This is a genomic window from Aquaspirillum sp. (genome assembly GCF_055136605.1).
Map to the genome: position 1 here is coordinate 1 of NZ_JBSQVP010000060.1, position 12,922 is coordinate 12,922.

Genomic DNA, 12,922 nt, shown 5'->3' on the forward strand with positions numbered 1-12,922 from the left:
GCGGATGCTGTTGATCAAATCGGACAGCAATTCGGGTGATTGGGCAAAGAGACGTTTGAAGATGTAATCGTTCTTCGGGTCGAGCAGCGGCAGCATGATTGGGGTGGGGACTGAGGATGACAGCTGATTGTAGTATGTTTTGGCGGTTTGCTTCACACCATGTCGCAAAACCGCCCGCCGACGCTATGATCTGAACCCTCGATCAGAGGCTGCGGCTATAGGTCAAAAAGATCTCATCGCATTGCCAACCATGACGCTCATACAGTCGCTGTGCGGTATGGTTGTCTTTGGCGGTGGATAAATCTAAGCGTGCTTTTCCATCTTGTTTTGCTTGTGCCTCGGCAGCCTGTAATAACTGCTGCCCAATGCCAGATTGCCGCGCTGCAACGCTGACAAATAGATCGTACAACACATAAATCGGTTGTGCTGCCACTGAACAAAATGTTGGATAGAGCTGGCAAAAACCGACGAGGGTTTTCGCTGATGTTTCTGCCACCAGAATCACCGATTGATGCTGTTGCAAACGATCTTGGATAAAACGGTGCGCCAAACTGAGATCGGCGGCTTGTTGGTAGAACTGGCGATAGTGATCGAATAACACGGCGACTGCCGCCACATCGTCAACCGTCGCGGTTCGAATGATGATGTCCATTTTGTCGTGTACTTTTAGCTAAGTTGTTGGGTGAAAAAATCCACAATCCGTCGCGGCAGCCATTGAATATGGCCTGGAAAATGTCCGCTGACAAAGCCAACATGCCCACCCTGCTTTGGAAACTCTAATTGAACCTGCGTACTGACTTCCTGTTTTTTCGGTAGGGCGTGGGCAGGTAAGAAGGGATCATTACGGGCATTTAATACCCAAGTTGGAATGGTAATGTGCGGTAAATAGGGTTTGCTGCTGGCGCGTTGCCAGTAGTCTTCTACACCATGAAATCCATGTAATGGTGCAGTGACATGGTGATCAAAATGGCGGAGGGTGCGGCTGGCACGAAGTGCGTGTGAATCGAGCAGATGTGGGTAATGCTGAAGCAGGCGCAGGCTTTTGGGTTTTAAGCTGCGTAAAAACATGCGGGTATAGAGCTGACGATTGATCGGGTTGTGTTCAAGGGCATGGCCAGCGGCAGTTAAATCCAATGGGGCCGAAATGGCAGCAGCAGCATGAGGAATGGCGCGTTGTCCTGCTTCGCCAAGATATTTCAACAGCGCATTGCCACCCAACGAGACACCAACACTCAACACGCAGCCAAAGCGCCGTGCCAGATGTTGTAACACCCAAGCAATTTCAGCGGAGTCTCCGGCATGATAGGCGCGGGGGGCGCGGAAGTGTTGTCCGCCACACCCACGGAAATGCACCACGACGCCTTGCCAACCACAGCAAGCCACTTCGCGCATCAGGGCTCGCGCATAGTGACTGCGCGAACTGCCTTCTAAACCATGAAACAAGACGACTAATGGTGCGTGTGGCGAGGCACTGTCGTTGACAAGGAAATCAAGAGCGATTTCATCGCCATCCGGTGTTGGCCAGCGTTCGCGCCGATAATGAGGTACCGCCCCCGCCAAAAATAAAGCTGGCCAAACCGTTTGACTGTGGCCATCGGGTAACCAAAGCGGGGCGCGGTAGTTGGGCATAATTAGCCGTTATCCTCGTTGTCCTCGTCGCTATCGCTGGCCGTTGCATGTTGTGGTAGGCCAGGTGCAGGTGACAGGCTTTTGAGCAGTTGGAACAATTGTCGATAGGCTTTTGGTGGCTTGCTCTCGGCTTGTTCTTTGCGTGCATTACGAATCAGTTGCCGCAGATTTTGCACATCACAATCAGGATGCGCCGCAAGAAATTCAGCGAGGGCTTCATCGTCTTGCAACAGGCGATCACGCTGTCGTTCTAAACGGTGTAACCATGCCGTATGTTGATCGGATTCCCCACGTAATACCGCTAAAAATTCGCGGATAGGCTCGGGGTCGATATCACGCATCAATTTGCCAATATATTGCCGCTGGCGCCGAATGGCACCATTGGCAGTGATTTTTTGCGCTTCGCGGATGGCCAGATATAAGTTTTCTGGGAGCTGCAATTTTTTCAGGCTGTCATGCGACAACGCAATCAGTTCGGTACCTAATGCCTGTAATGCCTCAGCATCGCGTTTTTTTTGCGATTTGCTGGGTGCCTCGTCATCGTACAAGGAGGGCTGACTCACAATAATTCCACTTCAATGACTGGTAAAAAGAGCACAATGATAACAGAAGCTTGCCCAGCCTCAGCAGGCCAAAAAATCTTCTATGGCGGCGGCGAGGGCTTCTGGTTGTTCCCATTGCACCATGTGACCACACGGGTTGAGGGTGACTTGTTGGATGGTTTGAAAACACGCTCGCCGCTCGTCCAAGCTGGCCAACACCGAACGGGCTAGCGGATGATCGCTGTCTCCACCGCCGACCACCCACAACACCGGCGCTGTCACCTCCCGCCAACAGGCTTTAGCCTCGCCTAAACGATACAGTACCGGGTTGACCATTTTATGACGCGGATCGGCTTGGTAACGATAGCCATCCTTGACCGCATCGCTCTCTGTCAACGCGTGAGCAAGAAAAGCCGCACGGTCGGCAGACAGCAAGGGATTACGCCGTTGTAGCCGTTGTTGCACTGTGGTTAAACTCAGTGCATCAAAGCGCGGGGGGTGTTGTAGTTCATCTAGCCAACGACGATAGCGTTTTGGGGCTTCATTGGGATCACTATCTGGTAAGCCAAACCCTTCGATGGAGATGAGTTTCTCAATTTTGTGTGGACGAATGCCGGCATAGAGACTGGCGACCATACCGCCCATGCTATGCCCGATCAGGGTGACGGTTTCGTTTGCAGCATAGTGATGCAACAGTGCATCTAAATCGGCGAGGTAATCGGGGAAATAATAACCAGCGGTATTGGCCTGTGATTGACCAAACCCACGCCAATCAGGGGCAATGAAATGCCAACGATCTCCCAGCGTATCAACCAAAAATTGGAAAGTGATACTGCTGTCCATCCAGCCATGTAACAAAAACAATTTTGCTGCACCCTCGCGGCCCCAATGACGGACGTGCAGGCGGGGGCGGTCGACTGCCAGCGGCGGGAATTCACTGCGCGATAATAATTTTGCTTGGTACATAAGTGGGCGGCGAGAGAAAAACGCCCATCATAAGGTAAACGCCAGCCATAACGGTAGTGTCAACATACCAACAAAGATATTCATGGTGATGATGGAAGCGACCAACTTACCATCACCGCCCATTCGTACTGCGAGGATATAGGCTGACGAAGCTGTTGGCAGGGTGGCGAGGACAATCGCCGCAGTCCGATACATGCCGCTTAAATCAAACCATTCCGCCAAACCCCATGCCAGCGCTGGTACAACAACCAATTTGATCACGGTCATGCCGTTAATCAGTACTAAGTTTTGCCGTAACCCTTCGCTGCGTAACCCTGCACCCACTGCTAACAATCCCAGTGGTGTGGCTGCAACGGCAAAGAGATCGAGGAGGTGCATGGCTGTGTCGGGGGCGGTGACACCGAATAGCTTGCAGATAAAGCCACTGACGGTAGCGATAATCAGCGGATTGCGGACAATTTCTCGCCATACCGAATGGCCACCGTGACGTGCCAAAAACCACACTGCCAGTGCATTCACCGCAGGGACTAACACGCCAACTAATAAGGCTAAGGCAGCAATCCCCGGTCCACCGGCCAAACGATCTACAACGGCGATACCAATATAGGTATTAAAGCGAAAGGCTGTTTGAATGGTTGAAGCAAAGGCTTGTGATGAAGGGCGTAGCCACCAACAGAGCAATAAACCACATGCCAAGCCTCCAGCGGTAAACCCGACGCCTGCCGCGATCATATCGAGGGCAGGCGTAAATTCGAGCTCACTTTTGACCACAGAACGAAAGAGCAGAGCGGGGAACATCACGTAATACACGAGGCGTTCTAAGTGGCCCCAAAATTCCGCGGGATAACCAAACCAACGGCGTAGGCTCAAGCCAAGCAGAATCAGCACAAAATCTGGCAATAAAGCCCAAGCAATACTTGACATGCACTGGCCCTAGCTTGGAAAAGCAATCAGATGATCAAGGTCTAATTTAATGCCAATCCATTCGCCGATACGATGGTTGTGATGGCTGGCGACGGTGGCGAGTACCTGTTGTCCCGAGGCAAGGGCGAGGGTGTAGAGAAACACTTCACCTTGGAATGCACGGTTGACCACTTGGGCTTTTAAGGGGCTGAAATCGTCGTGAACCACATCATCGGGACGCAATAACACATCGACACGGCTTCCGACAGCAAAGCCACGGCTATCGAGATCAACACGGCAAATTTCGCCAAATTCGATTTCTACACAATGGCTGCCGGTGATGGTGCCGGGGACAAACACGCCTTTACCAACAAAATCGGCGACAAAGCGATTGGCTGGCTGGTGATAGAGTTCATACGGTGTTGCCCATTGCACAATTTGACCCGCTTGCATCACCCCAATTTGATCGGCAATAGCAAAAGCTTCATGTTGATCGTGGGTAACCAAAATAGCGGTCATTTGTTCGCGCTTGAGAATATCACGGACTTCTTGCCCCAAGCGTTCGCGTAGAGCGACATCTAGGTTTGAAAAGGGTTCATCCAGTAGCAAAAGCTGGGGTTTGGGTGCTAAGGCCCGCGCCAGTGCCACCCGTTGTTGCTGACCACCAGAGAGCTCATGCGGATAAGCTTGGGCATGTGCGGTTAACCCCACCAGTTCCAACAATTCGGTAATGCGCTGTTGTCGGTGTGAAGCGGTGTGTTGGTGGAGGCCAAAGCCAATGTTATCGGCGACAGACAGGTGTGGAAACAAAGCATAGTCTTGGAACACCATGCCGATTTGGCGTTGATGGGGTGGAACACTTTGGTTCGGGCGGCTGATTGGCTGTTGCTTTAATAAAATTTCACCATCGTGAATCGGCTCAAACCCAGCAATACAGCGTAAAACAGTGGTTTTGCCACAGCCAGAATGACCAAGCAAACAACCAATTTCGCCCTGTTCCAGCTGTAGTGAAAGTGATTTGACGATTTCTTGTGCTGCATAACGCTGGCTAATATGGCGCAATTCAAGCAAGACCGACATCAGGTATCCCAAACAGAAAAAGCATTAAGCATGGCGACGTTGTGCTAACAAAATCACCGGCAATAAACCGACTAAGACAATCGCGACTGAAGGCAGCGCAGCGCGTTCCCATTCCCCTTCGCTGGTCATCTCAAACACCCGTACAGCAAGCGTATCCCAGCCAAAGGGACGGGTCATCAGGGTGATGGGCATTTCTTTCATCACATCAACAAACACCATCAACAAGGCAGTGAATAACCCTCCCTGCAATAACGGCAGGTATAAACGGCGTAACAAACCCCATCCTGCTTCGCCCAAGACTCGCGCCGTTTCTTCTTGGCTACGGGTAATCCTTTGCATCGCGGCATCGACCGATTGAAAGCCCACGGCGAGAAAACGCGCGATATATGCCAAAATCATCACCAGCAACGTGCCTTTGAAAATAGCTGTTTGTCCTTCTGGTAAATAGCTGGAAAAGACATTCAGTAAGACATTATCCAACCAAGCGATGGGGATAAACACACCTACGGCTAACACGGTACCGGGGACAGCATAACCAAGTGTTGCCAATCGAACCGCAAAGCGAGTGCGCTGGCGCGCATCACGACGTTGTGCATAAGAAATCAGCAAGGCGACGACGGCAACCGCGACGGCAGCAAGACCGGCCAGCAGTAAGGAATACCAAACAAAACGGATGTAACGGGCGTCGAGGTCGGTCGTAATCGCTTGTCGGCACCACCATAACAACTGAGCAAATGGAATTACAAAGGCCAGTCCCAAAACCACGCTGGCCCAAGCGGTGGCCAATAGGCCGGATAGCGTGGGAAGACGGTCGCGTTTTGCTTGAATACTGCCGCGTCCGGTGACGGTATAAGCACGCCGTCCGCGTGCGCGCAGTTCGTACCACACCAAAATAAACACCAATAACACTAATAACGAGGCTAACTGTGAGGCAGAAGACAGTGAAAATAGGCCAAACCATGCTTTGTAAATGGCAGTGGTAAAAGCATCGTAGTTAAAAATCGACACCGTTCCAAAGTCAGCTAAGGTTTCCATCAAGGCCAGACTCACGCCGCCAACAATCCAAGGCCGTGCCATCGGTAAGGCCACCCGAAAGAAGGCTTGCCGTCGGCTGAGCCCTAAAGATTGGCCCGCCTCTAGCGCACGTCGTCCCATGCTGGCAAAAGCATCACGGGCAAGCAGATAGATATAGGGGTAGAGGGCAAGGCTCATCACCAAAATCACCCCACCAGTCGAGCGAATTGGCGGCATGGCTGCGCTAGTACCCCAAACCTCGCGCATCCATGTTTGAATAGGGCCAGTGAAATCAAACAAACCGATTTGCGTAAAGGCCATCACATACGCCGGCATTGCCAAGGGCAGCATCAAAGCCCAGCTAAAAAAACGTCTTCCCGGAAAATCATACATGGCAATCAGCCAAGCCAACGGTACCGCTAACACCAGTCCACCCACACTGACGCCAAGCATCAAAATGAAGGTGTTCCATAACAAGCGGGGGAGGACAAATTCGCTGAGGTGGGCCCAAATATCTGGGCTAGGGTCGAGAAAGGCCGAAAGGATTACCGCCAGCGGGGTTAAGGTAATCAGGCTGAAAACTGCTGCGACACCAAACCAACGCCGAGTGGAATGAAAAAGGGCCATTGAAGAAAATCTGTCTAAATCGTCGAGGAAAACAGCAATTATCGAACTTTTTATGCAAGAAACTCAAGCATAATGCTGCCAAGCAGAAAGACAAACAGGCAGCTGGTCGTACCGCTGCCTGTGGGTGAACAACACGCAATAATTAACGATAGCCTGCGCGGTCCATCAATTTCACTGCCGCTGCTTGCAGTTCGCCGGCTTTGGCGACATTGATATAGTTGTGTTTGAAATCACCCCATGCAGCGACTTTTGGATCAGATTTCACTTTTGGATTGACAGGGAATTCCATATTGCTGTCGGCATAGAGGTTTTGTGCTTTGTCAGAAGACAACCATTCGAGCAAGCGAATCGCGCCTTTTTCATTCTTGGCATAACGGGTCACCCCAGCACCAGAAATGTTCACATGAGTACCACTGCCTTTTTGGTTAGCCCAGAAAATGCCAATTGGCAGTTTTGGATTTTTTTCCATCAAACGGCCGTAGTAGTAGGTGTTAGCAATCCCAACATCACATTGACCTGCACCAATGGCTTCTAACATTTTGGTGTCGTCTGGGAAGACATCTGTTGCCAAATTACCCACCCAACCTTTGACGATTTGTTCAGCTTTCGCTTCACCATGTTCTGCCATCAGCATTGCTACCAGCGATTGGTTATACACCTTCTTCGAGGTGCGTAAGCACAAACGGCCTTTCCATTTGGCAGTCGCTAAATCTTCATAACTGCTTAGCTCTTGAGGTTTGACGCGGCTGGTGTTGTAAAAAATTGTCCGTGCGCGGATCGACAGGCCAAACCATTCCCCTTTTGGATCACGCAAGTGTGCTGGCACGTTAGATTCCAGTGCAGCGGATTTGACTGGCTTGAGTAGACCTTCGTGGCTGGCTTGCCACAGGTTACCCGCATCCACCGTCAGCAAAATATCAGCAGGCGTATTGTTGCCTTCTGATTTTAGACGCTGCATCAGTGGGCCTTCTTTATCGGTGATGAATTTTACATCCACGCCAGTTTCTTTTTTGTACGCATCAAACAGCGGTTTAATCAGCTGTTCATTTCGCGCACTGTACACCACAACTTCTTCTGCCAATGCCTGACCAGCAAAAGCAACGGTTAACGCTGCACACAACAAAGAAAGACGTTTCATGTCTTAATCACCTTTTTCAGAAATGATGCATGGGTGTGATTTGCCTGAGGTTGAACCCAAGCGAGAGTGTGGCAAAAATTGTAGCAATGATGAGAATAGTTATCAAACTATTTCGTAATACCCTTGACAGTCATCAATAGCCTTGCAAAGATGATAACAATTCTCATTTGTAAGGAGGTGGAGCATGAACGCCATGTTGGTTGGTGCCGATACACTCGGAAATATCCCTAATGTCTTGCAATCTTTTGGCATTACCGTGCAAAAACACATCAGTGGCCGCAATAGCGCTCATCAACGCAAGGTAGATCGCTTACCAGCGGGAACGGACTTGCTGATTCTGTTTACGGATTTTTTGGGTCATAACGTGATGAAACACTTCCGTGAATTGGCCAACAGCGGGGATATTCATGTGATTGCTTGTCGCCGTTCCGTGTGTGCCTTGAAGCAGGGGCTAGAGAAAGTGGGGTTGCAAGAGCAAAACGTATGTGCAGATTGTCAGCACCGTTGTGCGAGGCCGTCACGATAATGTGATTGGGCGGGATTAAAATTCGATAGCACTCTTGGCATTGGTTACAATCGGTGCTGTTGTGTCACTGCCCTTTTAGACTATCGAACAAGGATACTGCTCTATGTTGACTGAAGCCCAAGAAAAAGCCTCTATTTTGGCCGAAGCGCTGCCTTATATCCGGCGCTTCAATGGTAAAACCATCGTAATCAAATACGGTGGCAATGCCATGACCGATGATGAATTGAAGGCAGGGTTTGCACAGGATATCGTGCTGTTGAAATTGGTTGGCCTCAATCCGGTTGTAGTGCATGGCGGTGGGCCGCAAATCAACGAGATGCTAGAGCGTTTGGGCAAAAACGGTGAATTTGTACAAGGCATGCGCGTCACCGACCGCGAAACCATGCAAGTGGTTGAAATGGTATTAGGCGGTTTGGTGAATAAAGAAATCGTTAGCCTGATTAACCAAGCCGGTGGTAAAGCGGTGGGTTTGACTGGTAAAGATGGTTCGTTTATCCGCGCTCGTAAAATGTTCCTGCGTTCGGCAGAGGGTGAGCCACTGGATATCGGTCTGGTTGGGGAAATTGAACATATCGACCCCAGTTTGGTGTCGACCTTGGAAGATGATGCCTTTATTCCAGTGATTGCCCCGATTGGTGTGGGGCCTGAAGGCTCGGCCTATAACATCAACGCGGATTTGGTCGCTGGTCGATTGGCTGAAACACTCAAGGCTGAAAAATTGATTTTGATGACCAATACTGCCGGTGTGTTGGATAAGGAAGGCAATTTGTTGACTGGTTTGACTGCCAAGCGAGTGGATGAATTGTTTGCCGATGGCACGATTCATGGTGGTATGTTGCCAAAAATCAGTTCGGCGCTTGATGCAGCGAAAAACGGCGTTAATTCAGTGCATATCATTGATGGCCGCGTAAAACACGCTTTGCTGCTGGAAATTTTGACCGATGCGGGTGTTGGCACCATGATTAAAGCCAGTTAAGCTGGTGGTTGTGTACTGCAAGCCTGACTTCGGTCAGCTTGCAGAAAAACCACTAAAAAAATACATTTCTTTTTCTATACTGCAATCGCGTGTCGTTAACGCCGTTTTATTGGTCCAAGGGGGAATAATATGGTCATGACAGTCAAGCAATTGCTCGATCAACGTGATAAACATCAGTTGTATCACGTCACGCCACAAGCAACGGTGTATGAAGCACTCTGTTTAATGGCCGAGCATAATATCGGCGCTGTGTTGGTGATGGAAGAAGGCAAATTACAGGGTATTTTCTCGGAACGGGATTATGCGCGCCGTGTGGTGCTACAAGGGCGTACCTCCGCTGGAACGCGCGTTGGTGAGATCATGACCCGCCGCGTATTGTTTGTCTCGCCCGACCGAACGATCGACGAATGTATGGCTTTGATGGCAGATAAGCGTATTCGCCACTTACCGGTAATTGATGATGAAGCCGTGGTGGGGATGGTATCGATTGGTGATGTGGTGAGTGCGACGATTGCGGAACAGAACTTCCTGATTGACCAATTATCACATTACATTCACAGTTGACGTTGATACCTCAATTCCCTGCTTAGGTAAACACGTGGCATTGACTTGGCTTTTTGATCTAGATAACACCCTACACCCTGCCTCGAGCAGGGTGTTTCCTTATATTAACCAGCAAATGACTGCTTTTATCATGGCAGAGTTGGGCATGGACGAAGCCGAGGCGCATCGACTGCGCCAACACTACTGGCAACGCTATGGTGCAACATTGCATGGACTACAACGACATCATACCGTTGCACCAAAACATTTTCTTACTCGTACCCATCCTTTATCTGCCTTACTTCCCTTGTTAGAAAAACCAGCCGGAGTAGGACAACTGTTGCGGTGTTTGCCCGGGCGAAAAGTGATTTTCTCGAATGGCCCCAAACACTATGTTGAAGCCGTTACCAAAAAGCTCGGTTTACACCCGCATTTGCTGGCGCGCTTTGGCGTGGAATGCTTGCGCCTACGGCCCAAACCAAAACAAGAGGCCTATCTTACCGTGTTGCATCGTTTGGGGGTGCGCGCAGTTGATTGCGTGATGGTGGAAGATACCGTGGAGAATTTACGACCAGCTAAACAGCTGGGGATGACCACCGTATGGCTGCACAAACAACCGCGTCGGCCCCCTTATGTCGATTACCGCATCACTGCGCTGCCACAGCTGGCGCGGCTTAGCCTGTGTATCGCGAAGCAAACAACGATTGTCGTATAAAGCCAATGAAACATAGGGTTAAGGCTAACCACGGCCAGACATGAGAGGCGACTTCTGCCAACAAGCTTAGGTTGGTGAGATGACCGTGGCTCCAACGCAGATGACTAAAACTTGGGCTGCGGTCGGCTTGTAGTGGCCATTGTGCTGCAAGATAGAGCATTCCCCCCAAGGTGATGGCACCTAAACCAGCGCGTGCGGTGTACGGTAACCGTACCCACCACAATAAGAGTAATAATCCCGCTAACAAGCCAAGCAAGACCCGAGGGTTAATCCACTCGAAGAAGGCAAATTCACGCAGAAAAGCAGCGGCAATACCGAGTTTAATTAACGTCGCCAGACATAAAAAGCCGAGCACAAGGCGTAATTTTGACTGCGACCGCTTCGCGCATAGACTGACCAATAGTAATGTCCCCAGCAGATTCAACATGGCGCTGCCTGCTTCGATCAGAAATAGAAACAGTGCTGGATTTTCCAGTGGTGAAATAAAAGGTTGTGGTAATCCCTTGGGAATCACCACCACACCAAAGAAGGGCACCGAGGGATCAAGTTGGGTCAGAAACCATAAGGTCATCAGCAATAAGGCGTAGTCAGTCACTCGGCTGGGGTGAAAATGGCGATGCCGCCAGCGGTGTAGGCGTTGACCGATATAACGCGATAGTGGATTGAGCGCAAATAAGGCGCCCAGCGCGCCACCAACACTGTTGCAGAGTAGATCAAGATTGGATGAGATGCGGCTTGGCAGAAATTGTTGAATCAGTTCTACGCTTAAACTAGTGGTACTGGTCACCACCAATGCTAATAACAGCCCCAACCAGCGTTGGCGTGGAATCAATGCTAAGGCAAAACCATAGGGAAAATAGGCAAGCACATTAACAATGGTGTCAAAGCGGCGGGTGTAGTATGGCAGCGGATAAAACAGAAAATCGAACAGCGGTTCAGTATTGTCTTGCCAGCTATCTAAAGGATATAAGCTGACAACAGCGATAACACCTAAGCAAATCGCGGCAAACAGCCAAGGGACATGGCCTCGAGGTGTCATTGAAGGGGGCAGTGAGGCCATCACATAAAGGCCATAACGGGCAGCATCAGCATCATGGTGCCAGCTTAATAGATGCTGCCCCCAATCGACTAGTCCCTAGCTGCGAAAATCTTTTGTGCAGCGTTCATTTTCCATTTCTGTCAGCATCCGCATCACGTCATCTGATGCTTTTTCCATCTCCAACAAGGCTTGGCGTGCCCCATCAAATTGTCGCTGGTTGAGCATCTCTAAGGCTTTTTTCCCTGCATCGTGAACACGGGCATGAGGCTGTTCTAATTTGCCATACACCGGGTTGTGACGACATTCTTCATGGCCACGTCCTTCGTAATACCATTTACCCAGTCGGCAGTTAGTGTGGCTAGATAATTGTTCTGGTCGCAAATCGTGGTAGCCAATAAATGCCTTGTAAATATCCAGTTTAAAAACAATGTGATCGAGTTTCACAATCTCCATAAAACTGGTGTTAGACGCCATTGAGATGGTGTGCGCCATCTGTTCGCTAAACTTGACCAACTGTCTGACTTGGTCTGCTGTTTCGACGCCAGAACGTTGGTAGTCCATCGCTTGTTCCGACGCTTGTTGTACCTGTTGTTTGGTGGCGCTGGAACCATCCTGAATGGTGGTGACCAAAGTAGCAATTTCACTGGTGGCTTGTGCGGTACGCTCTGCCAATTTCCGTACTTCGTCTGCAACCACGGCAAAACCACGCCCTTGTTCACCGGCGCGTGCAGCTTCAATTGCTGCATTTAACGCCAAAAGGTTGGTTTGATCGGCGATGTCCTTAATTAACTGAACAAATTGACTGATTTTGCCGGTATTATCATTTAAGGTATCCATGGCACGGACAGTCTGCCCTTGTGCTTGGACAATGTGATTAAAGCTATTGATGATGACATCAAGTGCTTCGCGACTGCGGTGGAGAGTTGAAACTGCATCACAGGCTACGGTAAAGTCGCTTTCTAAGCGCTCGGCCAAAAGTGAGAAAGTGCCGCGTAGTTCTTCGACGTTGTTACAAAATAAGCCAAAAGGATCGATGTAAGAAGCACGACGGCCAGCGCGTTCGCGAAAGTCAGCCAGTTCTTTTTGGGCGGGTTCCCAATTGGCGCGTAATTGCTCCAGTTCTCGTTCTGTTGCTCGCCGTTCTTCCTCTAGGCTTTGTAAACGACGCTCTAGCTCTAACGCTCTTTGCTTGAGGCGATAACCGAACATGAACCCTCCAAAAAT

13 protein-coding genes and 1 pseudogene are annotated in these 12,922 nt (G+C 50.1%); 4 read left to right on the forward strand and 10 right to left on the reverse strand.

Translation table 11 applies throughout. The annotated features are described in order from the left end of the window. Positions 1-202: 202 nt before the first annotated feature. The 8 genes from ACTBZS_RS09835 to ACTBZS_RS09870 all read right to left on the reverse strand — a co-directional run bounded on the left by ACTBZS_RS09835 (position 203) and on the right by ACTBZS_RS09870 (position 7,899). Positions 203-652 (reverse strand): N-acetyltransferase family protein, encoded by a 450-nt coding sequence (locus tag ACTBZS_RS09835; RefSeq protein WP_463043994.1) that lies wholly within the window; start codon positions 650-652, stop codon positions 203-205. Between the two features lie 14 nt (positions 653-666). After that, positions 667-1,629 carry a YheT family hydrolase gene (locus tag ACTBZS_RS09840; protein ID WP_463043995.1) on the reverse strand — a complete coding sequence of 321 codons (963 nt, stop codon included), beginning with the start codon at positions 1,627-1,629 and terminating at the stop codon, positions 667-669. Between the two features lie 2 nt (positions 1,630-1,631). Beyond that, positions 1,632-2,192: a ribosome biogenesis factor YjgA gene (gene yjgA, locus ACTBZS_RS09845; protein WP_463043996.1), complete on the reverse strand. Its 561-nt coding sequence runs from the start codon at positions 2,190-2,192 to the stop codon at positions 1,632-1,634. A 60-nt stretch (positions 2,193-2,252) separates the two neighbouring features. Continuing rightward, complete coding sequence (locus ACTBZS_RS09850; RefSeq protein WP_463043997.1) at positions 2,253-3,137, reverse strand: alpha/beta fold hydrolase; 885 nt, start codon at positions 3,135-3,137, stop codon at positions 2,253-2,255. 27 nt (positions 3,138-3,164) lie between these two features. Then, positions 3,165-4,061 carry an AEC family transporter gene (locus tag ACTBZS_RS09855; RefSeq protein WP_463043998.1) on the reverse strand — a complete coding sequence of 299 codons (897 nt, stop codon included), beginning with the start codon at positions 4,059-4,061 and terminating at the stop codon, positions 3,165-3,167. Between the two features lie 9 nt (positions 4,062-4,070). Continuing rightward, on the reverse strand, positions 4,071-5,120 hold the full coding sequence (locus ACTBZS_RS09860) for an ABC transporter ATP-binding protein (protein ID WP_460429882.1): 1,050 nt from the start codon (positions 5,118-5,120) through the stop codon (positions 4,071-4,073). A 24-nt stretch (positions 5,121-5,144) separates the two neighbouring features. Next, positions 5,145-6,761, reverse strand: a complete 1,617-nt coding sequence (locus tag ACTBZS_RS09865) for an ABC transporter permease (protein ID WP_463043999.1) — start codon at positions 6,759-6,761, stop codon at positions 5,145-5,147. Positions 6,762-6,903: 142 nt separating this feature from the next. Continuing rightward, entirely contained in the window at positions 6,904-7,899 is a 996-nt protein-coding gene (locus ACTBZS_RS09870; protein WP_460429884.1) for a Fe(3+) ABC transporter substrate-binding protein, read from the reverse strand. Positions 7,900-8,083: 184 nt separating this feature from the next. Here ACTBZS_RS09870 and ACTBZS_RS09875 point away from each other — a divergent pair, with 184 nt between their 5' ends. The 4 genes from ACTBZS_RS09875 (at position 8,084) to ACTBZS_RS09890 (ending at position 10,659) form a co-directional block, all read left to right on the forward strand. Beyond that, a complete protein-coding gene (locus ACTBZS_RS09875) occupies positions 8,084-8,425 on the forward strand; it encodes a DUF2325 domain-containing protein (RefSeq protein ID WP_463044000.1) in 342 nt (113 codons plus the stop codon). Positions 8,426-8,528: 103 nt separating this feature from the next. Next, positions 8,529-9,401, forward strand: a complete 873-nt coding sequence (gene argB / locus ACTBZS_RS09880) for an acetylglutamate kinase (protein WP_463044001.1) — start codon at positions 8,529-8,531, stop codon at positions 9,399-9,401. A 135-nt stretch (positions 9,402-9,536) separates the two neighbouring features. Then, entirely contained in the window at positions 9,537-9,965 is a 429-nt protein-coding gene (locus ACTBZS_RS09885) for a CBS domain-containing protein (protein WP_463044002.1), read from the forward strand. A gap of 34 nt (positions 9,966-9,999) precedes the next feature. After that, positions 10,000-10,659: a pyrimidine 5'-nucleotidase gene (locus tag ACTBZS_RS09890; protein ID WP_463044003.1), complete on the forward strand. Its 660-nt coding sequence runs from the start codon at positions 10,000-10,002 to the stop codon at positions 10,657-10,659. Here the strand turns inward: ACTBZS_RS09890 and ACTBZS_RS09895 are convergent. Next, positions 10,619-11,719 (reverse strand): VanZ family protein, encoded by a 1,101-nt coding sequence (locus tag ACTBZS_RS09895; RefSeq protein ID WP_463044004.1) that lies wholly within the window; start codon positions 11,717-11,719, stop codon positions 10,619-10,621. The genes ACTBZS_RS09890 and ACTBZS_RS09895 overlap by 41 nt on opposite strands. Positions 11,720-11,938: 219 nt before the next feature. Continuing rightward, a pseudogene (locus ACTBZS_RS09900) lies at positions 11,939-12,922 on the reverse strand (methyl-accepting chemotaxis protein); the annotation flags it as partial.

Coding starts and splice junctions, on each gene's coding strand:
- ACTBZS_RS09835 (WP_463043994.1), bottom strand. CDS start 652: ATGGACATCATCATTCGAACCGCGACGGTTGACGATGTGGCGGCAGTC.
- ACTBZS_RS09840 (WP_463043995.1), bottom strand. CDS start 1,629: ATGCCCAACTACCGCGCCCCGCTTTGGTTACCCGATGGCCACAGTCAA.
- ACTBZS_RS09850 (WP_463043997.1), bottom strand. CDS start 3,137: ATGTACCAAGCAAAATTATTATCGCGCAGTGAATTCCCGCCGCTGGCA.
- ACTBZS_RS09855 (WP_463043998.1), bottom strand. CDS start 4,061: ATGTCAAGTATTGCTTGGGCTTTATTGCCAGATTTTGTGCTGATTCTG.
- ACTBZS_RS09860 (WP_460429882.1), bottom strand. CDS start 5,120: ATGTCGGTCTTGCTTGAATTGCGCCATATTAGCCAGCGTTATGCAGCA.
- ACTBZS_RS09865 (WP_463043999.1), bottom strand. CDS start 6,761: ATGGCCCTTTTTCATTCCACTCGGCGTTGGTTTGGTGTCGCAGCAGTT.
- ACTBZS_RS09870 (WP_460429884.1), bottom strand. CDS start 7,899: ATGAAACGTCTTTCTTTGTTGTGTGCAGCGTTAACCGTTGCTTTTGCT.
- ACTBZS_RS09875 (WP_463044000.1), top strand. CDS start 8,084: ATGAACGCCATGTTGGTTGGTGCCGATACACTCGGAAATATCCCTAAT.
- argB (WP_463044001.1), top strand. CDS start 8,529: ATGTTGACTGAAGCCCAAGAAAAAGCCTCTATTTTGGCCGAAGCGCTG.
- ACTBZS_RS09885 (WP_463044002.1), top strand. CDS start 9,537: ATGACAGTCAAGCAATTGCTCGATCAACGTGATAAACATCAGTTGTAT.
- ACTBZS_RS09895 (WP_463044004.1), bottom strand. CDS start 11,719: ATGGCCTCACTGCCCCCTTCAATGACACCTCGAGGCCATGTCCCTTGG.